The sequence below is a fragment of the Flavobacterium sp. genome (genome assembly GCF_044373165.1).
Lineage (GTDB): Bacteria > Bacteroidota > Bacteroidia > Flavobacteriales > Flavobacteriaceae > Flavobacterium.
In genome coordinates this window covers 1-18,663 of sequence record NZ_JBILQL010000043.1, presented here as the reverse complement: position 1 = coordinate 18,663, position 18,663 = coordinate 1, and the positions used below count along the sequence as shown (strand labels likewise).

Below are 18,663 nucleotides of genomic sequence, written 5' to 3'. Positions count from 1 at the left end.
TCTATAGTATTGAAAACATTATCTTCTTTGATGCTTTTGATGGAGTACAAAGAATCGCGTAAAGGAATTATCGAACGTTTTAAGAAATTGAAGTTGTCCCGATGTTTTTCTATTTGCTCTAATATCTGCGGATTACTGTTGGTTTTAGAAAGATTAATCAAGTCTTCCACCCGATCTTCTTCGTTTTCTATGGTGATGTAAAAATTCTCCATAATAGCATCGAGCAACAAATACAATAAGTAATCGGATTTCTTATCTCGAACGATGCCTGAATGGGTTCTGATTCGTTCTCGAATATGGGTAAAAAAATCGCTTCGCTTCTCTTGAAAAGAAACCAATATATCATTTTTCAACAAGAAACTAATTTGCTCCACATTAATATTATCGCTGTTTTCAATTGGTAAAAGCGACTTGATGTTAAAAAACAACACGTCGTGATACTCATCCAATTTGGTGCGTTTGGTCGTATTTAAAATATCGCCTAACATGAAATTGTCCACCTTCAAAAATTCACCAATCGATTTGATAACATCCGTATCATTTAGACCGTGAATATTGAGCCAATTGACTTTATTTGAGGCAAAACATTTTCCTAATTGCGCCGTTGAAAATTCATTAAACTCGGTCAAATCGTTGGTGTCATATACAAACAATTGCATCTCTGTTTTGATTTGCTTGTGAACGCCGGTATAGTCTAAAAAAGTCGGCTGTACTTTTCTGCCTTTTTTGTATTTAATTTTTCTCACGGATTCTAAATTTGTTTAAAATTAAGCATATTTAGTTTTTTCAAACTATTTTTACCAAAAATCAACGCATGCAAACGCTTATTATTAATATCAAAGAATTACTGCAAGTTCGAGAAACCTCAATTAATAAGGTTTCCGGTAGTGATATGGCCGTTTTACCCACTATAAAAAATGCCTTTCTGTTGATAAAAGATGAGACGATTGCGGCCTTCGGAAGCATGGAGGATTGTCCGAAACTAAATCCGGATAACACTATCGATGCAAAAGGCAAAATAGTACTTCCTTCTTGGTGTGACAGTCATACCCATATTGTTTATGCAGGCAATCGAGAACAGGAATTTGTTGATCGTATTAATGGATTATCCTATGAAGAAATTGCCAATCGCGGTGGCGGTATTTTAAATTCGGCCAAACGATTGAATGAAGCTACGGAAGCCGAAATTTATGACCAATCGAAAAAGCGTTTGGAAGAAGTAATCCAACTAGGAACTGGAGCCATCGAAATCAAATCAGGCTACGGTCTAACCGTGGAAGGCGAATTGAAAATGCTGCGTGTCATCAAAAAATTAGCGCAAGATTACCCGGTTGCTATTAAATCGACTTTCCTTGGTGCACATGCTTTCCCAATGGAATACAAAGAAAATCATTCGGCTTATCTCGACTTGATAATCAATGAGATGTTGCCCAAAATAGTTGAAGAAAACCTGGCAGATTATATTGATGCCTTTTTGGAAACCGGTTATTTTTCGGTAGCCGAAACCGAACGCATTATGGAAGCCGGAAAACATTACGGATTGCCAGCCAAAATTCATGTGAACCAATTTACAGCTATCAACGGAATTGAAGCTTGTGTAAAGCATAAAGCACTTTCGGTAGATCATTTGGAAATTGTAACTGATGCAGATATTGAAGCGTTAAAAAACTCCGAAACTATGCCGGTGGCTTTACCCAGCTGTTCGTTCTTTATCAGTATTCCTTATACGCCGGCTCGTCAAATGATGAACGCCGGATTACCCTTGGCTTTGGCTACCGATTTCAATCCGGGTACTACACCTTCGGGGAACATGAACTTTGTAGTAGCCACCGCTTGCATCAAAATGAAAATGACACCCGAAGAAGCTATTAATGCGGCTACCATTAATGGTGCTTATGCCATGGGATTATCCGCTACACATGGAAGCATCACTGTAGGGAAAAAAGCGAATTTGATCATCACCAAACCACTGCATTCTTTCTATGAGATTCCGTATGCTTTCGGAAGTAATCCGATTGAACAAGTATGGCTCAACGGAAAAGCAATCCAATAAAAAAGTCCTCCGAGTGGCGAAGGACTTTAATAGAAATATATTGGAATTAATTATCTCAAAGAGAAACTACTTTTAGAAACCAATTCGCCTTTATCAAATACGTTTACAAAGTAAGTACCTTTAGCAAAGTCTTTACCCGGTAATTGCTCTTTCACATCAACCGTTTTGTTCTCGTATTTTACAGTTGTTGTAAAACTGTAAGTTAATGAAGTATCGCCGAAAGAAATTGTGGCTTTGTCTCCTAATACATTGTTTTTAGCATCAATTACTTGAACATAGTATACTTTATCTCCTGATTTGGCGATTTTGTTCTCGGCAATAGTAAAACTAATTTGAAGTAAATCGGCTCTGCTGGCTTTGTCGGTTTCAATTTGTTTGCCGGAACTTCTTTGTTTATAAGCAGCCGTTTTTAAATTGGTTACCGATAACTTTTGGCCTTTTTCAACTGTTTTTGCCAATTCTTCATTTTGACCCACCAAAACCTGATTGTATTTTTTAGAATCTTCTAAAACCACTTTTGTACTGTCTAGATTAGTTGTCAAAGTTTGATTCTGCGCTTTCAATACTTCAACTTCTTGCATAAGATTTCGCATCTTTTGCTCTAAAGCTTTATACTGTTCTTTGTATTTTCTCAAAGATGCATTATCACCTTTAGAGGCTTTTAAATCTGCGATTAACTTCGCTACTTTCTCTCTTTCAGCAATTAGTTCATCAGACATTGAAGTGTTTTCGGCAATAGCCGCATCATACGTTGATTGCAATTCTGCTAAATCTTTTAAAACGTCTTCTTTTTTAGATTTTGTAGTTGTAACTACCGTTTGAAGTTCTTTAGCATCAGAAGTCAGTTTGAAGATATAAATCAAACTTCCCACCAATAAAATAGCCAATATGGCAATAATTGCTTTTAATTTAGAGTTACCATTTTGATTTTCCATAGGTTATAGATTTAATTAGAGCAAAAGTAATAATATTTAACAGAGTAACGTGTAATTCCCCATTATATTATATTTTTGAGAAATTTTTAACACCAAAATGGAGCGTATCATTCCTTTTACTATAACCGATTTGGCTAAAGTTACTAACCACCGAAGTGGCGAAGTAAAATTTGGCGAAAAAATGCTGACCATCCCAAAAGGAGAAAACTGCATGACCTTTCTTAAAAACTGTGAAGCCAAATATGTCTTACTCGGAATTCCGGAAGATGTGGGTATCAGGGCTAATTTTGGTCGTCCCGGCGCAGCATCTGCTTGGCAAAGTGCTATCAGCAGTATCGCCAATATCCAACACAATCGATTTTGTAAAGGCAGCCAAATTGTGGTTTTAGGCAAAATTGACATCTCCAAAGAAATGGAAGAAGCCAAAGACTTGGATTTTCACAAAACAACCGACCGGAAATTGCTGAGCACTTTAGTGGAAAGGATTGATAAAGAAGTTGTTCACGTGATAACTTCTATTTTCAAATGTGGCAAAACGCCCATTATTATTGGCGGCGGACATAACAATGCTTACGGAAATATCAAAGGCACAGCTTTAGGATTGGGTAAACCCATCAATGCTGTCAATTTTGATGCGCATTCAGATTTCAGAATTTTAGAAGGCAGACACAGCGGCAACGGCTTTTCCTATGCTTATGAAGAAGGTTTTTTGAAAAAGTATTTCATCTTTGGTTTGCACGAAAATTATACCTCTAAAAACGTACTCGACATACTGAAAAAAATGGAAGATCGGGTGCATTACAATACTTACGATGAAATCAAAGTGAGACAACAAAAAAACTTCCAACAGGAGTTAAATACGGCTTACGACTTTATCAAAAACGATTCCTACGGCATAGAAATAGATTTAGATGCTTTGCCTAACATTGCCAGTAGTGCGATGACTATGAGTGGTTTCTCGATAGAAGAATTGCGTCAATTTGTTTCTTTCTTCGGCAAAAATAAAAACGCTGCTTACCTACACATTTGTGAAGGCGCACCCGATTTAGGAGAAGAGAAAAACAATCATTTAATCGGAAAACTCATCGGCTATTTGGTAACCGATTTTATCAAAGCCAGAAAAGAACTTCTTTAAAGGTGAATTCGTAATTGGTAATTCATAATTCGTAATTCATCATTCATAATTAATTAACCCTATCTTTGCTGCGGCTTACACTTAATCGTAAGCAAATTATATGTTATTCGAAGATTTATCATTATCCAATAGTATTCAAAGAGCTGTCTTTGAAGAAGGATACACCAACCCTACACCTATCCAAGAAAAAGCCATTCCTATTGTTTTGGCCGGAAAAGACTTGGTAGGCTGTGCCCAAACCGGTACCGGGAAAACCGCTGCTTTTGCCATTCCAATTATACATCACCTTCACCGCATGGTAGGTTCATCCAAAAAAACCAAACAAATTCGTTGCTTGGTGGTTACGCCTACTAGAGAATTAGCCGTTCAAATTGGGGAAAGTTTTGACACCTATGGAAAATACACTAATTTAAGACAACTTACTCTTTTTGGTGGCGTTTCACAAGTACCGCAAGTAGACCAATTGAAAAAAGGCGTTGACATTTTGATCGCTACTCCGGGAAGGCTTTTGGACTTGCACAAACAAGGCTTTTTAGATTTTGACCATTTGCATTTCTTGGTTTTAGACGAATCAGATTTGATGCTCGATATGGGTTTTATCAATGATGTTCGAAAAATTGTAAAATTGGTCCCTAGCAATCGTCAAACTTTATTGTTTTCAGCCACTATGCCGATGGCGATACGCGAATTGGCGGATACTTTTTTAAATAAACCCGAATATGTTTCGGTAACGCCGGTTTCCTCAACCGCTGAAATTATCGAACAACAGGTGTATTTTGTAGATAAAGAAAACAAACGGGGTTTGTTATACCATTTGATACGCAATGAAAATTTGAGCAACGTATTGGTTTTTGTTCGAACCAAACACGGTGCCGACAATGTGGTAAAAGCCTTGAAGAAAAACGGTGTCAATGCAGAAGCCATTCACGGCGACAAATCGCAAACCGCACGTCAGCGAGTATTAGACCAATTCAAGAGTAAAGACATTTCGGTTTTAGTCGCTACAGATATTGCAGCACGAGGCATTGATATTGAAAGTTTGCCTTATGTCATCAATTTTGATTTGCCGAATATTCCGGAAACCTATGTACATAGAATTGGCCGAACCGGTCGCGCGGGTAATGGCGGTATCTCGATTTCCTTTTGCGGAAAAGATGAAGAAGTCTATTGGAAAGACATTTTGAAACTGATTAAGGTGAATGTAAAAACCATGAAAGACCATCCGTTTCCATGGAAAGAAGCCACACCTAATCCCGACGCTAAACCCGATTTGAGAAATAATAAGAAACCGAATGGTGAAAACAAATCGAGAAAATCGGAAGCTTCCAAAAAAAATAAAAAGCGTTGGTATTAATCAACGCTTTCTCTATTTTTCACATTATTGTTAATCACCTGAAACAGCTTTGAAGGTTCAAAAGGTTTGACCATAATATCGTTCATTCCGGCTGAAATAGCCTCTTCGGTAACTTCTTGTTTGTCGAAAGCCGTTAAAGCAATAACCGGAATTTTAATGCCTTTCTCTCTGATTTTTCTGGTAGTATCAAAACCGTTAATTAACGGCATATTGATGTCCATTAAGATTAAATCAAATCTTTCCCGTTCCAGGGCAACTATAGCAGCATAACCGTCATCCACTATTGTACAACTCATATTGCTGTTTTGGATAATCTTTTTGGTCACCATCTGGTTGATTTTATTGTCTTCAACTACCAAGATATTGTACAAATGACTATCGGATAAATCAACTTCTATATTGTTGATAATTTCTTTCGATTTTTCTTCATCATATTCAAAACCGATGGTAAACGTAAAAGTGGTCCCTACGTTTTCTTCGCTCTCTAAATGAATTTCGCTGTTGAACAATTTAACCAAACGAGAGACTATAGACAACCCTAATCCGGTGCCTTGATAATCTTCTTCTTTTCGTTCAATTTGAACAAACTTATCAAAGATTTTTTCCTGGTCTTCTTTGGCGATTCCGATACCGGTGTCTCTGACTTTAAACTCGATGTAATAGGTTTTGTCTACCACTTTTTTCAAATCGGCCGTTAAAGCCACTTCGCCGTTCTTGGTAAATTTTAGGGCATTGCTCACCAAGTTCATGATGATTTGAGAAAGTCGTAATTTATCTCCAATTAAAAACTCAGGTATGGCAGTATCAATTTCTACCGTTAGTTTGTCGTTATTTTTGTCGGCTATGTATTCAACAGAATTGTGAATGGTAGTGATTTCATCGGTAAGATTGAAAATCAAGTTCTCGAGAACAACTCTCTTCTCTTCAATTTTATTGATTTGAAGAATATCATTCACTAACGACAATAAATATTTAGCCGAAAATTTAAGTGATTTCAGGTGCGGACTGTTGGCCAATTCCCTGTGTTCATCTGTGATAATATTGGTAATTCCGATAACACCATACAAAGGTGTTCGCAATTCGTGGGTAATGGTAGAAACAAACTGTGATTTTAATTGAGACGCTTCTTCTGCTTTTTCCTTGGCTTCTTTAAAAGCTTCATTGGCCAGGGTTAACTCTAGATTGGCTTGTTCTCTGAGCTTCACATTTTTATACAATGTTAGCAACAACAATAGTAAAATGATTAAGATAATAATAAAAAGAATAACTATAAGTTTGGATTCTTTCAGACTTTTTTGGTGTCTTTCATTTTCGGATTCAATCTTTTCCAATTGTATTTTATACTCTTGCAATTCGATTTGATTCGCAGCCTTTTTCAAGTTGTCGATTTTCTCTTCTGAATAGACAATTTTATTGAGAGAATCTAATTTATATTGGTACAGCTTTGTTTGTCCAACATCGTTATGTTTTTTATAATGTCGGACAAAATTTTCGTAAATATTTACTAAGAAAGCATCGAAACCGTTTTTTTCGGCTATGTTTTTAGCGGTGATGAAATAAGTTTCCCCTTTTTCTTTTTCATTATTATTGCTGGCATAAATACCTAATAAAAGATATAATGACATTTTAGCTTCTTCGTCATCACTTGCTAAAATTTGGGTTTTGATTGCATTAATTTGTTGATTGCCTAACTGGTATTCATCATTAGCGAAATAAGCACTGGCTAAATTGAGTTTGGTGTACTGAATTTGGGCTGTGTCCTTAATTTTTACTGCGTAGAATAAAGCTTTTTTATAATAATTAATTCCTTTAGCAACGTCGATTTGATTGAAATAATAAACACTGCCGAGATTGCTGTAAATCCAATTGAACATTTTATCATTGTTCACTTTTTTGGTGTATAGCAATGCTTTATTATAAAATTCAATGGCTTTAGCTGTTTCGGAACACTCATTAAAAATAGCTCCAATGGTATTGTAAGATTGCGCAATTAACAAATTATCGTTAATGGTGAAAGATTTGACCAAGGCTTGTTTAGAGTACTCTAAAGCACCATCATACTTGGCTTCACCAAAATCGACAACAGCCAAATTGAGTAGTTTTTCTACAGCTGTTTTTTCAGTTTCAAGTTCTTGAGCATGGATAGAAACAAATGAAAACAACAGCCACAAAAGCAAACTAATTGTTTTGTACTTATTCATTGGGTTAGTTAAGGGTTTCAAATATAGAATTTTTTTCAAAAAAAAATCCTGATTACTCAGGATTTTAAGGTATTTCGTTAATTTCTGATTAACTTTCTATACTTAATACGTTTCGGAGTAGCATCAACGCCTAATCTTTTCCTCTTGTTTTCTTCATATTCAGAGAAACCTCCTTCAAAGTAATAAACCTCAGAGTTACCTTCGAACGCTAAGATATGAGTACAAATTCGGTCTAAGAACCAACGGTCGTGACTAATTACTACAGCACATCCGGCAAAATTTTCTAAGCCTTCTTCCAAGGCTCTCAAAGTATTTACGTCCAAATCGTTAGTCGGCTCATCCAAAAGCAACACGTTTCCTTCTTCTTTTAAAGTCATGGCCAAATGCAAGCGATTGCGTTCACCACCGGAAAGTGCGGCTACTTTTTTATTTTGGTCGCTTCCGCCAAAGTTGAAACGAGACAAATACGCTCTGGAATTGACTTGTCTTCCACCCATCATGATCAACTCTTGTCCGTCGCAGAAGTTTTCCCAAATGGATTTATTCGGATCAATATTAGAATGCGATTGGTCTACATAAGCAATCTTTACGGTATCGCCTATGGTAAATTCTCCGGCATCGGGCTTTTCTTCTCCCATAATCATGCGGAAGATGGTTGATTTCCCGGCACCGTTAGGTCCGATAATACCAACAATTCCGGCTTGCGGCAAGGTGAAATTTAAGTTATCGTATAATAATTTGTCGCCGAAAGCTTTGGCAACACCTTTAGCTTCAATAACATTGGTCCCTAATCTTGGTCCGTTAGGAATGTAAATTTCTAATTTTTCGTCGAGTGCTTTTTGGTCTTCATTTAAAAGTTTGTCATAATTCTGTAGACGTGCTTTTTGTTTGGTTTGTCTGCCTTTGGCACCTTGACGCACCCATTCCAACTCGCGTTCTAATGTTTTTCTTCGTTTAGAGGCAACTTTTTCTTCTTGCTCTAAGCGTTTTGATTTTTGGTCGAGCCAAGAAGAGTAATTGCCTTTCCACGGAATACCTTCTCCTCTATCAAGTTCTAAAATCCAGCCGGCAACATTGTCTAAGAAATAACGATCGTGCGTTACTGCAATTACGGTTCCTGCATATTGGGCTAAATGTTGCTCTAACCAAAGTACACTCTCTGCGTCTAAGTGGTTGGTTGGCTCATCCAACAACAACACGTCCGGTTGTTGTAATAACAAACGGCATAAAGCCACTCTTCTTTTTTCTCCACCTGACAAAACATTGATTGGCATATCGCCGTCAGGAGTACGAAGTGCGTCCATAGCAACTTCTAACTTATTGTCAATTTCCCAGGCACCGGCTGCGTCTATTTTGTCTTGCAGCTCAGCTTGTCTGTCCATGAGTTTCTGCATTTTATCAGCATCTTCATAAACTTCCGGAAGTCCGAACATATCATTGATTTTGTTGAACTCGTCTAAGATGGCCATGGTTTCGGCTACTCCTTCGCGAACAACTTCAATCACGGTTTTGCTTTCGTCCAGTTGTGGTTCTTGTTCCAAATAACCTACAGTATATCCCGGTTGAAAAACCACATCTCCTTGATAGTTCTTGTCTACTCCGGCAATAATGCGCAATAAAGAAGATTTACCCGAACCGTTTAAACCTAGGATTCCGATTTTAGCTCCGTAGAAGAAACTCAAATAGATATTTTTCAAAACTTGCTTATCGCTACCTTGATAGGATTTACTCACACGTTGCATGGAGAAAATCACTTTCTTATCATCTGACATATATTTAGATTGTTAATTTATTACATTAATTAAAATTACACGCGTCCTTTTAGCGAACTGAATACCCAAGCATTGGCTAAGAAACCAACTCCAACGGCACCAAATCCCCAACCGGCAACATCGGCATAGCGGTATACTCCGAGCCCGATTAAAACTAGACCCATGATAATCATTATAAAAGTTGCCCAGCCTAACACTGTATTTTTATTCATTGCCATAATTTTGTGGTTTTAATTTTTCGGACAACAAATATCGTTAAAAATTATAAAATAATAACAGGAATAATGGTTTAGATTCTAACGTAATGTCATTTGTAGACAACACCTTCTTTCATCACAAACACTACATTGAGCACTGTATTGATATCTTCGAAAGGATCTTGTTCTGTAGCAATGATATCAGCCAGAAACCCGGGTTCTAAAGACCCAATTTTTTGATCCATATCCAAAAGCATGGCATTAGTAATAGTTGCCGCTTGAAGTGCTTTCATCAAAGGCATCCCCGCTTCGGTCATGTAAATAAATTCTTTGGCATTTTGACCGTGCTCAAACACTCCTGCATCAGTTCCGAATGCAATTGGCACTCCTTTTTTATAGGCTTTAGCAAAAGTGGATTGGATTCTCGGACCGATAGCCAAAGCTTTTGGTACCACTATAGCAGGATAATAATTAGGTTTCAAAGCGTTTTCAGCCACTTCTTTTCCGGCGGTTATCGTTGGAACCAAATAAGCCTTGTTTTTAATCATTAAATCCATAGTGGCTTCACTCATTTCGGTGCCGTGTTCAATAGTTTTAACACCGCATTTTACAGCGCGTTGCATGCCTTCATCACCATGAGCATGAGCGGCGACTTTCATTCCGTAGTCTTTGGCTGTACTTACAATAGCAGTAATTTCTTCTTCAGTAAATTGAGGATTTGATCCGCTTTTGGCAACACTTAAAACACCTCCAGTCGCAGTTATTTTGATCCAATCAGCACCATTTTTGTAACGTTGACGAACGGCTTGTTTAGCTTCATCAACACTATTTATAACGCCTTCTTTCGGACCCGGATTACCCATCAATTCTTTTTTGAAACCACTGGTCGGATCGGCGTGACCTCCTGTAGTGGCAATAGATTTTTCTGCAGTAAAAATTCGAGGCCCAACTACTAATCCCTTATTTATGGCATTTCTTAATGAGACATTAACACCTGTACCCCCCTAAATCTCTTACGGTGGTGAAGCCAGCCATTAATGTAGTTTTAGCCAAAAATTCGGCATTGTAAGCAACATCAGCATCGTTAAGCGAAAATCTCTCTAAGTAGGCAGTCGGACTTGTCTCACTTTCTAAATGTACGTGCATATCAATCCAACCGGGCATGACGGTTTTCGATTTTAAATCGATTATTTTGGTATCACTGTCATCCGGTACCACAAAACCATTTTGAATGTTTTTGATGAGTTTATCACTCACCACTATGGTTTTATTGGTGAGCACTTTTCCGTTTTGGGTGTCGATTAATTTACCGCAGTAAATGTAGGTTTCTTGGGCATTCCCCATCAATAGGCTACACAAGAAACAAAGGAGGAAAATATTTTTCATAAAAGAGAGATTAACGAATGGGATGTTTGACTTTCGGAAAATCAGCATATATTTAGGTAAAGATACTTAATAACATTTCCTTATACAATTCCGCTTCGTTCAAATTGGCGGCACCAACGCCTTTACTTTTGACATCAATAGCCCGCAAAGCAGCTACTATTCCACTGACTTTTCGCATGGGGTATCGCTTGGAAGCTTCAATATAATCATTTACAAAATACGGATTCACTTTGAGCGTTTTAGCCACATTCCCGGGAGATTTATCCTTTAAACCATGGTACTGTAACAAAGCAGAAAAAAAAGAGAAAACCTGACCATTGATCAAAACCATTGGATTTTCTTTTTGATTTTGGGCAAAATATGTAGCTATTTGATGTGCTTTAGTCTTATTGCCTTCTCCAATAGCTTTTCGAAATTCGAATACATTAAAGTCTTTACTGAAACCAATGTTTTCTTCTATGTGATTAGGAGTGATGGTACTTCCTTTAGACAGTATAATTTCAAGTTTGTTGAGTTCATTGGCAATTCTGCTCAAATCATTTCCTAAAAAAGCCACCAACATGGCATTGGCTTTCGGTTCAATAGCGTAACCTCTGCCCTGTAAAACCCTGTTGATCCATTGGCCAACTTGGTTTTCATACATCTTTTTGCTATCGTAAACCAGCCCGTGTTTTTCAAGCGTTTTAGTTATTTTTTTCCTTTTATCCAAGGTTTTGTATTTGTAAGCAAAGACTAAAACAGTAGTGGGTTGCGGATTTTGTGCGTACGCTTCTAATTTGTCAATGTTCTTCGCCAAATCTTGCGCTTCTTTTACAATAACTACCTGTCTTTCGGCCATCATAGGATACCTTTTGGCATTGGCAACAATATCCTCTATGGTAGTATCACGCCCATAAAGAACCACTTGATTAAACCCTTTTTCATCTTCTGTCAACAAGTTATTTTCCAAATACTCGGTAATTCGGTCAATATAATAAGGTTCTTCTCCCATCAAAAAATAAATGGGTTTAATCTTTCCTGCTTTAATTTCGTTAATAATCTTGAGTACTTCGTCCAAAATAAGTTGGTTTGATTGTTGGTATTTTGCTTTATTGACAGTAACTTCGTGAAATGCAAAAACTGAATTTCCCTGACTATTCGTTTCGCTTCAAAAATAGTGAAAATAAAGTGTCAATTTTTGATGACATCAGGAAAAAGTTTATCATACTCACCCCCGAAGAATGGGTACGCCAACATACCATTCAATATTTGTTGCATGAAAAAAATTACCCGAAATCCTATATCAACGCAGAAAAAACAATTACCCTCAATGGCACAAAAAAGCGTTATGATATAGTAGTTTTTAAGCCAAATGGCGAGTTGTTTTTATTAATTGAATGCAAAGCACCCGAAGTTGCTATTACCCAACAAACCTTCGACCAAATTGCGCGCTACAACCTGAAATTGAATGCCGATTACTTGATGGTAACCAACGGACTAAATCATTACTTTTGCGAAATGAATCTGGAAGAAGAAAAGTATATTTTTCTAAAGGAACTACCGGAATACCAACAATAACATTCCTTAAAATGATACTGCTGAGAAAATCATACTTCTTAATCGCTTTACCGTTCATGGTTATTTCTTGTAAAAAAGAAATCACTCCCAAAAAGAACGAGTCCATAAAAATAGACACTGTTTACTCGGAAACCACAGTAGATACCACTACTTCGGGAACAAAAGAAACCTTACTTAAAAAAGTAGACTACGCCATTTGGTCAATGGGAAATCTTGAGGAATATTTTCTAAACAAATTGTCAAAAGCTACTAACAAAAGTCAAGGCAATGAAATATACGAAAAGTACGTTGAAAATATGGAAAATCGCATTAAAAATTTTAACGAATTGGAAGCCGACTTCTTAGCGATTTATACCAACTACTACGAACACGAAAAAGACCAATATATTTTTCCCGATTCTTTACAACAAAATGTGGATTTGTTAAAAAACACAGAACTTGAATTTTGGGAAGTCGGAGAAGGTTTTGTTGAAATTCGTTACCAACCTTATCACTATTACAATATGTTTAAAGGAAAAGTGACCGATGACTACGAGTATTTTTTAAAAAATGAGGCCAAAGAAAACGCCGTATTATACAGCGCCGATGCCGGAATATTAATCAGTCCGAAAGATTTGGGTGACCGTGTAGTTACTTGGGAAAAATTCATCAATCAGTATCCGAAAAGTCCGTTATTGGAAACCGCAACTAAATTGTATCAAGAATATTGCTATGATTACTTAATGGGCATGGAAAACACCAGGACTATTGATTATGCGGAAGGCAATTTGGAACCTGAAAACAATTCAGAATTCAAACGGTTTATGAGTAAAAATCCCAATTCACGAACTACAAAAACCATCAAAGCTTTTTTAACACAAGTAGCCGCTAATACGGATTATGAAGCACTTGATAAATGGGTTAAGAAAGCGCTTAACATTCAACCGGTCATCATTCCGAATGAACCTTAATACTGAAACACCTTGAAAAAAATAGCAGTTGTCATATTAAACTGGAACGGAGCACAGTTGTTAGAACAATTTTTACCTTCGGTAGTAGCCTATTCTGATGAAGCTCAAATTTATGTCGCAGATAATGCTTCATCAGATACTTCCATAGAAGTTATCGAATCCAAATTCCCTCAGATTACCATCATTAAAAACGAAGGCAATTACGGTTTTGCCAAAGGCTATAATGTGGCTTTGCAACAAGTAGAAGAAGATTATTATGCTTTAGTGAATTCTGATATTGAAGTGACTGAAAATTGGCTTACTCCTATCCTATCCATTTTTGACAATGAACCCAATATTGGTATCATACAACCCAAAATTTTAGATTTCAAAAACAAAGCCTATTTCGAATATGCCGGTGCAGCCGGTGGTTATATCGACCAATACGGCTATCCTTATTGTAGAGGAAGAATCTTTGATACTATTGAAAAAGATCACGGGCAATACAATGATGAAGTTGAAATATTTTGGGCCAGCGGTGCCTGCTTCTTCATTAGAAAAGAAATTTACAGAACACTAAAAGGCTTCGACGACGACTTCTTTGCCCATCAGGAAGAAATCGATTTGTGTTGGCGCGCCTATAATTTGGGCTACAAAGCCAAATACACCTCAAAATCGGTGGTTTATCATGTGGGCGGCGCAACCTTAAACGAAGGCAATCCTAAAAAAACCTTTCTCAACTTCAGAAATTCATTGTTGATGCTAACCAAAAACTTACCCGAAGGAAAATTGTTTTGGTTGCTTTTGATACGTTTGTGCTTGGACGGATTGGCCGGAATTCAATTGATTGTAAAAGGAAAGTTCAAACATTGTTGGGCAATTGTAAAGGCTCATTTTGCTTTTTACAACCTGATAAACAAAACCTTGAAGAAAAGAACGCCCAAAAACAGCGAACACTATTTCCAATCCAAGAGTATCGTTTACCAATACTTCGTCAAAAACGGCAAGATTTTTGAACCTTGATTTTAACAAGAGTTTATCATTCCTTTAATTGACAAAATTTAAAATAGTCGTACTTTTGTTAAAATTTTAAACACAGACTTATGAGAAAAGCGATTTTTGCCCTTTCATTGGCTACTTTGACACTGACTTCCTGCGGAACGAAGAAAAAAATAGCCGCTTTAGAAGCCCAAAATAAAGAATGTCAGGACTTATTGAATTCAACTACTGTTAAATTAAATTTGTGTCTTTCCGAAAAAGAGGCGTTGTCCAAACAAAATGAATACCTGAAACAAAACAATTCCGATTTGATTAACAATCAAAAAGAGTTGACTTTGTTAACTTCTAAAGGTGCCCAAAACTTGGAAAAATCTTTGGAAAGCTTAAAAGAAAAGGATTTAAAAATCACTCGTTTGCAAGATGCCCTTACGCGCAAAGACAGTGTAACATTGGCTTTGGTTACCAGTTTAAAAAGTTCAGTAGGCATTTCCGATCCGGATATTGAAGTTAATGTGGACAAAGGCGTAGTTTTTATCTCAATAGCCGACAAATTACTGTTTAAAAGTGGCAGCTATGTAGTAAGCGACAGAGCGAAAGAAGTTTTAGCTAAAGTAGCCAAAGTAATCAACGACAAACCTACGTTTGAATGTATGGTAGAAGGCCATACAGACAATGTTCCATTCACCGGAAATGCGGTTCTTTTAGACAACTGGGATTTGAGTGTAAAACGCTCTACCGCTATAGTAAGGGTTTTAACTAAAGATTTAAAAGTGAATCCAAAACAGTTAATTGCCGCCGGACGTGGAGAATTCATTCCGTTGGTAGAAAACAATACTACCGCCAATCGTTCTATCAACAGAAGAACTCGTATTGTAATCTTACCGAAAATTGACGAGTTCTACGAAATGATTGAAAAAGAAATGAAAAATCAGAAAGGCCAATAAGCTAAAAAATAAAAAAACACCTTGAAATCCAAGGTGTTTTTTTTTATTCTAACCCATAGTTTATGGGCAATGTATCGCCAAACTTTCTAAATTGTATCTCACCGGAAAATGCCACTTCACGTGTACTTAACAAGTTTCCATATGAGTCAATATCAATGGTGTCAGAATAAAAATAAACACTAGATTGTTCTATATTATTATATAATAAACCCAAAACCGCTGTAAATTTAGTGTCCTTCAATTCTGGAAAATCTTGTTTTTTTATCAAAACTTTAAAATTCTCTCCTTCTTTCAATACCGTAAAATGATTAATCGGATTGGTCATTATCCCTTTAAGAAACAATTGAAAACTATCCTTACCCCATGAGTTATTAGTCAAACACCTAAAAAAATGCATTGGAGAACCATTGTAGGCTTCTTTTCTATTTCTTTTAACTGATGCCGTACTCTTAATTTCCTCAAAGCGAGTATAACCGGAGTAGAAGCTATTGGTAATAGCATGAGGATTCAAACTGACTTTGTTAAATTGAATCTCAAATTCGATCATTTCATAATTGATTTTATACCCTAATGAACGATTTATAATAATTAATGGTTTGTCACTATAGGCTTTTAACATCATTTTTTCTTCGTCGTATTCCAGCTCAATATCGGCTTCATTTTCAATAACGGTTCTTAATCCGAAGGGTGAAATTCCTAGAAATCGCTCTTTAAAAATGATCATTTTTTCTTTCCTACTGAAACGACTTTTCTTGATTACTACTTCTTTCAAAGAATTAGAAGCTTGCTGCATTATTATCATCAATGGATCTCCCACTTTGTAAGTTTCAGCATAGGCTGTAACATATCCCATATAACTGATTACAATTGGTCTTTTAATTTTTGGCTCATAAACCAAAATAAAATTTCCTTGCTCATCAGTCAATGTAGACATCGTTGTCCCTTCATAATATACTGTAGCGGATGGCAATGGTTGCTTATTTTCATCCACAACCTTCCCTTTGATGTATTGCGAAAAAACATCGGAAGCAAAGAGTAAAATCAGTAAAAGAAATAGTCTTTTAAACATGCTAAAAAATTTCAGGATCTCCTTTTCCTTCACGAACAACAACAGGTTCATAACCGGACAAATCGATAATCGTTGATCCTATATTGTCACCATAACCACCGTCAATTACCAAATCGACTTTGTTTTGCCATTTTTCAAAAATCAATTCAGGATCAGTAGAATATTCTAAAACCTCATCTTCATCGTGTATAGAAGTGGAAACGATAGGATTGCCCAACATTTTCACTATCTCGCGAGCAATGTTGTTGTCCGGTACACGAATGCCGACCGTTTTCTTTTTGCGAAATTCTTTAGGCAAATCATTATTCCCCGGAAGAATAAAAGTATACGGTCCCGGAAGTGTCCTTTTTAAAATTTTAAAGGTAGTAGTATCTATTTGACGAACGTAGTCCGAAAGATTGCTCAAGTCGTAACACACAAACGAAAAATTGGCTTTTTCGAGTTTTATACCCTTAATTTTAGCAATACGTTCTAAGGCTCTCGAATTGGTAATATCGCAACCCAAACCATAAACCGTGTCGGTAGGATAAATTACCAAACCGCCGTCACGCAAAACTTCCACCACCTTTTTGATGGCGGCTTCACTGGGCTTGTCTTCGTATATTTTGATGAATTCGGCCATAAATTTTAATTATAAATTATGAATTTTGAATTATAAATCAATCTTTGTAATCATTCAAAATTTAGAATTCAAAATTTAAAATAATTATCCTATAACGTCAAGCTTGGCAAATCGCAACAACAACTTCTTGATGCCGCCAACTTCAAACTTGATTTCGGCTTTTCTATCGGCGCCAACGCCTTCCATATTGATGATTTCACCTTTTCCGAAACGTTCGTGCATCACTACATTGCCAACGGCTAATTTGCTGTCAAACAAGTTGGTATTACTCGGAGTGTTTCCGGAAACTGGTTTCAATTTACGAATATTTACCGAGGAAGACGGTTCTTCTCCGTAAGTTTTTGGCGGAGTTCCGGCTAGGGGTTTGGACAATCGCAATTTGGATTTGTCAATATCTCCGAAAATATCCAAGTCGATGCTCGGCTTATAGGTATATCCACCACGATCCATAGGATTGATATATTCCAAATATTGGTCGTCAATTTCTTCAATAAAGCGCGAAGGTTCGGCGTCGGTGAGTTTGCCCCAACGGTAACGAGATTGTGCGTAAGTAAGATACGCTTGGTGTTCAGCACGAGTTAAGGCAACGTAAAACAAACGGCGTTCTTCTTCGAGTTCGCTTCGGGTATTCAAACTCATTGCACTTGGAAACAAGTCTTCTTCCATCCCAACCACAAAAACATAAGGAAACTCGAGTCCTTTCGCCAAGTGAATCGTCATCAAGGCTACTCGATCGTCATCGCCGGTATCATTGTCTAAATCAGTAGCCAAAGCAACATCTTCTAAAAATTCGGATAAGGCACCGCGAGCACCGTCGATTTCCTTCTGCCCTTCAATAAAATCTTTGATACCGCCCATTAAGGTTTCGATATTTTCTATACGGGCAATCCCTTCGGGTGTGGCGTCTTTCTTGAGTTCCTGAATCAAACCGGTTTTTTTGGCCACGTGTTCGGTTAACACAAAAGCATCCTGTTGTTCGTTAATGACTTGAAAACTCTTAATCATGGTGACAAAATCCTGCAACTTTTGCTTGGTTCCGGCGTTGAGTTTCAAATCGATTTTGTCAATATGCTCCATGACTTCAAAAATGGAACGTTTGTAGTGATTGGCGGCAACCGTTAATTTCTCAACAGTTGTATCCCCAATACCACGCGCCGGATAATTAATCACGCGCACCAAAGCTTCTTCGTCTTTCGGATTGATGACCAATCGCAAGTAACATAAAATGTCTTTGATTTCTTTTCTTTGGTAGAACGATAATCCGCCGTAAATGCGATAAGGAATATCTCTTTTGCGCAAAGCATCTTCCATAGCTCGAGATTGCGCATTGGTTCGGTATAAAATGGCAAACTGACCGTTCATCATTTGGTTGCGCATTTTTTGATCAAAAATTTCTCCGGCTACAAATCGGCCTTCTTCTCCGTCGGTTATGCTGCGGTGGACTTTTATTTTCGGACCAAAATCGTTGGCCGTCCACACCACTTTGTCGAGTTTGGTTTTGTTTTTATCG

16 protein-coding genes and 1 pseudogene are annotated in these 18,663 nt (G+C 37.1%); 7 read left to right on the top strand and 10 right to left on the bottom strand.

What is annotated here, in order from left to right; all coding sequences use genetic code 11:
- A partial coding sequence (locus tag ACIQ32_RS07260) for a CorA family divalent cation transporter (protein ID WP_396195023.1) occupies window positions 1-746 on the bottom strand: 746 nt, incomplete at its 3' end.
- Between the two features lie 68 nt (window positions 747-814).
- On the opposite strand from ACIQ32_RS07260, the gene hutI reads away from it, so the two are divergent.
- The gene (gene hutI / locus ACIQ32_RS07255; protein ID WP_396195022.1) at window positions 815-2,053 is read left to right on the top strand and encodes an imidazolonepropionase; all 1,239 of its coding nucleotides are present in this window, start codon (window positions 815-817) and stop codon (window positions 2,051-2,053) included.
- 50 nt (window positions 2,054-2,103) lie between these two features.
- Here the strand turns inward: hutI and ACIQ32_RS07250 are convergent, their stop codons facing one another.
- Complete coding sequence (locus ACIQ32_RS07250) at window positions 2,104-2,988, bottom strand: hypothetical protein (RefSeq protein WP_396195021.1); 885 nt, start codon at window positions 2,986-2,988, stop codon at window positions 2,104-2,106.
- Between the two features lie 97 nt (window positions 2,989-3,085).
- Between ACIQ32_RS07250 and ACIQ32_RS07245 the strand changes: the two genes are divergently transcribed.
- Together ACIQ32_RS07245 and ACIQ32_RS07240 are read left to right on the top strand one after the other, a co-directional pair.
- Window positions 3,086-4,123 (top strand): formimidoylglutamase, encoded by a 1,038-nt coding sequence (locus tag ACIQ32_RS07245; RefSeq protein WP_396195020.1) that lies wholly within the window; start codon window positions 3,086-3,088, stop codon window positions 4,121-4,123.
- A gap of 100 nt (window positions 4,124-4,223) precedes the next feature.
- Window positions 4,224-5,477 (top strand): DEAD/DEAH box helicase, encoded by a 1,254-nt coding sequence (locus ACIQ32_RS07240; RefSeq protein ID WP_396195019.1) that lies wholly within the window; start codon window positions 4,224-4,226, stop codon window positions 5,475-5,477.
- Here the strand turns inward: ACIQ32_RS07240 and ACIQ32_RS07235 are convergent.
- The 5 genes and pseudogenes from ACIQ32_RS07235 to holA all read right to left on the bottom strand — a co-directional run bounded on the left by ACIQ32_RS07235 (window position 5,474) and on the right by holA (window position 12,090).
- Window positions 5,474-7,678, bottom strand: a complete 2,205-nt coding sequence (locus ACIQ32_RS07235) for a response regulator (RefSeq protein WP_396195018.1) — start codon at window positions 7,676-7,678, stop codon at window positions 5,474-5,476. The two genes, ACIQ32_RS07240 and ACIQ32_RS07235, sit on opposite strands and share 4 nt — an antisense overlap.
- Window positions 7,679-7,755: 77 nt before the next feature.
- Window positions 7,756-9,450, bottom strand: coding sequence for an energy-dependent translational throttle protein EttA (gene ettA / locus ACIQ32_RS07230; protein ID WP_396195017.1), 1,695 nt, complete (start codon window positions 9,448-9,450; stop codon window positions 7,756-7,758).
- Window positions 9,451-9,485: 35 nt separating this feature from the next.
- A complete protein-coding gene (locus tag ACIQ32_RS07225) occupies window positions 9,486-9,668 on the bottom strand; it encodes a CAL67264 family membrane protein (RefSeq protein WP_396195016.1) in 183 nt (60 codons plus the stop codon).
- Window positions 9,669-9,757: 89 nt separating this feature from the next.
- Window positions 9,758-11,033: pseudogene (locus ACIQ32_RS07220) on the bottom strand (amidohydrolase family protein).
- A gap of 52 nt (window positions 11,034-11,085) precedes the next feature.
- Window positions 11,086-12,090 carry a DNA polymerase III subunit delta gene (holA, locus tag ACIQ32_RS07215; RefSeq protein WP_396195015.1) on the bottom strand — a complete coding sequence of 335 codons (1,005 nt, stop codon included), beginning with the start codon at window positions 12,088-12,090 and terminating at the stop codon, window positions 11,086-11,088.
- Window positions 12,091-12,143: 53 nt separating this feature from the next.
- On the opposite strand from holA, the gene ACIQ32_RS07210 reads away from it, so the two are divergent.
- From ACIQ32_RS07210 to ACIQ32_RS07195, 4 genes are all read left to right on the top strand, one after another.
- Complete coding sequence (locus tag ACIQ32_RS07210; RefSeq protein WP_396195014.1) at window positions 12,144-12,590, top strand: type I restriction enzyme HsdR N-terminal domain-containing protein; 447 nt, start codon at window positions 12,144-12,146, stop codon at window positions 12,588-12,590.
- Window positions 12,524-13,540 (top strand): hypothetical protein, encoded by a 1,017-nt coding sequence (locus ACIQ32_RS07205; protein WP_396195013.1) that lies wholly within the window; start codon window positions 12,524-12,526, stop codon window positions 13,538-13,540. The genes ACIQ32_RS07210 and ACIQ32_RS07205 overlap by 67 nt, the downstream gene beginning before the upstream one ends.
- 12 nt (window positions 13,541-13,552) lie before the next feature.
- Window positions 13,553-14,542, top strand: a complete 990-nt coding sequence (locus ACIQ32_RS07200; RefSeq protein ID WP_396195012.1) for a glycosyltransferase family 2 protein — start codon at window positions 13,553-13,555, stop codon at window positions 14,540-14,542.
- 80 nt (window positions 14,543-14,622) lie between these two features.
- Window positions 14,623-15,462 carry a flagellar motor protein MotB gene (locus tag ACIQ32_RS07195; RefSeq protein ID WP_396195011.1) on the top strand — a complete coding sequence of 280 codons (840 nt, stop codon included), beginning with the start codon at window positions 14,623-14,625 and terminating at the stop codon, window positions 15,460-15,462.
- A 43-nt stretch (window positions 15,463-15,505) separates the two neighbouring features.
- On the opposite strand, the gene ACIQ32_RS07190 is transcribed toward ACIQ32_RS07195, so the two are convergent.
- The 3 genes from ACIQ32_RS07190 to ACIQ32_RS07180 all read right to left on the bottom strand — a co-directional run.
- The gene (locus ACIQ32_RS07190; RefSeq protein WP_396195010.1) at window positions 15,506-16,531 is read right to left on the bottom strand and encodes a carboxypeptidase-like regulatory domain-containing protein; all 1,026 of its coding nucleotides are present in this window, start codon (window positions 16,529-16,531) and stop codon (window positions 15,506-15,508) included.
- Between the two features lies 1 nt (window position 16,532).
- Window positions 16,533-17,153 (bottom strand): L-threonylcarbamoyladenylate synthase, encoded by a 621-nt coding sequence (locus ACIQ32_RS07185; RefSeq protein ID WP_396195009.1) that lies wholly within the window; start codon window positions 17,151-17,153, stop codon window positions 16,533-16,535.
- A gap of 84 nt (window positions 17,154-17,237) precedes the next feature.
- On the bottom strand, window positions 17,238-18,663 hold a 1,426-nt coding region (locus ACIQ32_RS07180), incomplete at its 5' end, for an ATP-dependent helicase (RefSeq protein ID WP_396195008.1).

Excerpts from the sequence above, each read along its gene's own strand:
- hutI (WP_396195022.1), top strand. The coding sequence starts at position 815 with ATGCAAACGCTTATTATTAATATCAAAGAATTACTGCAAGTTCGAGAA.
- ACIQ32_RS07250 (WP_396195021.1), bottom strand. The coding sequence starts at position 2,988 with ATGGAAAATCAAAATGGTAACTCTAAATTAAAAGCAATTATTGCCATA.
- ACIQ32_RS07245 (WP_396195020.1), top strand. The coding sequence starts at position 3,086 with ATGGAGCGTATCATTCCTTTTACTATAACCGATTTGGCTAAAGTTACT.
- ACIQ32_RS07240 (WP_396195019.1), top strand. The coding sequence starts at position 4,224 with ATGTTATTCGAAGATTTATCATTATCCAATAGTATTCAAAGAGCTGTC.
- ACIQ32_RS07235 (WP_396195018.1), bottom strand. The coding sequence starts at position 7,678 with ATGAATAAGTACAAAACAATTAGTTTGCTTTTGTGGCTGTTGTTTTCA.
- ettA (WP_396195017.1), bottom strand. The coding sequence starts at position 9,450 with ATGTCAGATGATAAGAAAGTGATTTTCTCCATGCAACGTGTGAGTAAA.
- ACIQ32_RS07225 (WP_396195016.1), bottom strand. The coding sequence starts at position 9,668 with ATGGCAATGAATAAAAATACAGTGTTAGGCTGGGCAACTTTTATAATG.
- ACIQ32_RS07210 (WP_396195014.1), top strand. The coding sequence starts at position 12,144 with ATGCAAAAACTGAATTTCCCTGACTATTCGTTTCGCTTCAAAAATAGT.
- ACIQ32_RS07195 (WP_396195011.1), top strand. The coding sequence starts at position 14,623 with ATGAGAAAAGCGATTTTTGCCCTTTCATTGGCTACTTTGACACTGACT.
- ACIQ32_RS07190 (WP_396195010.1), bottom strand. The coding sequence starts at position 16,531 with ATGTTTAAAAGACTATTTCTTTTACTGATTTTACTCTTTGCTTCCGAT.
- ACIQ32_RS07185 (WP_396195009.1), bottom strand. The coding sequence starts at position 17,153 with ATGGCCGAATTCATCAAAATATACGAAGACAAGCCCAGTGAAGCCGCC.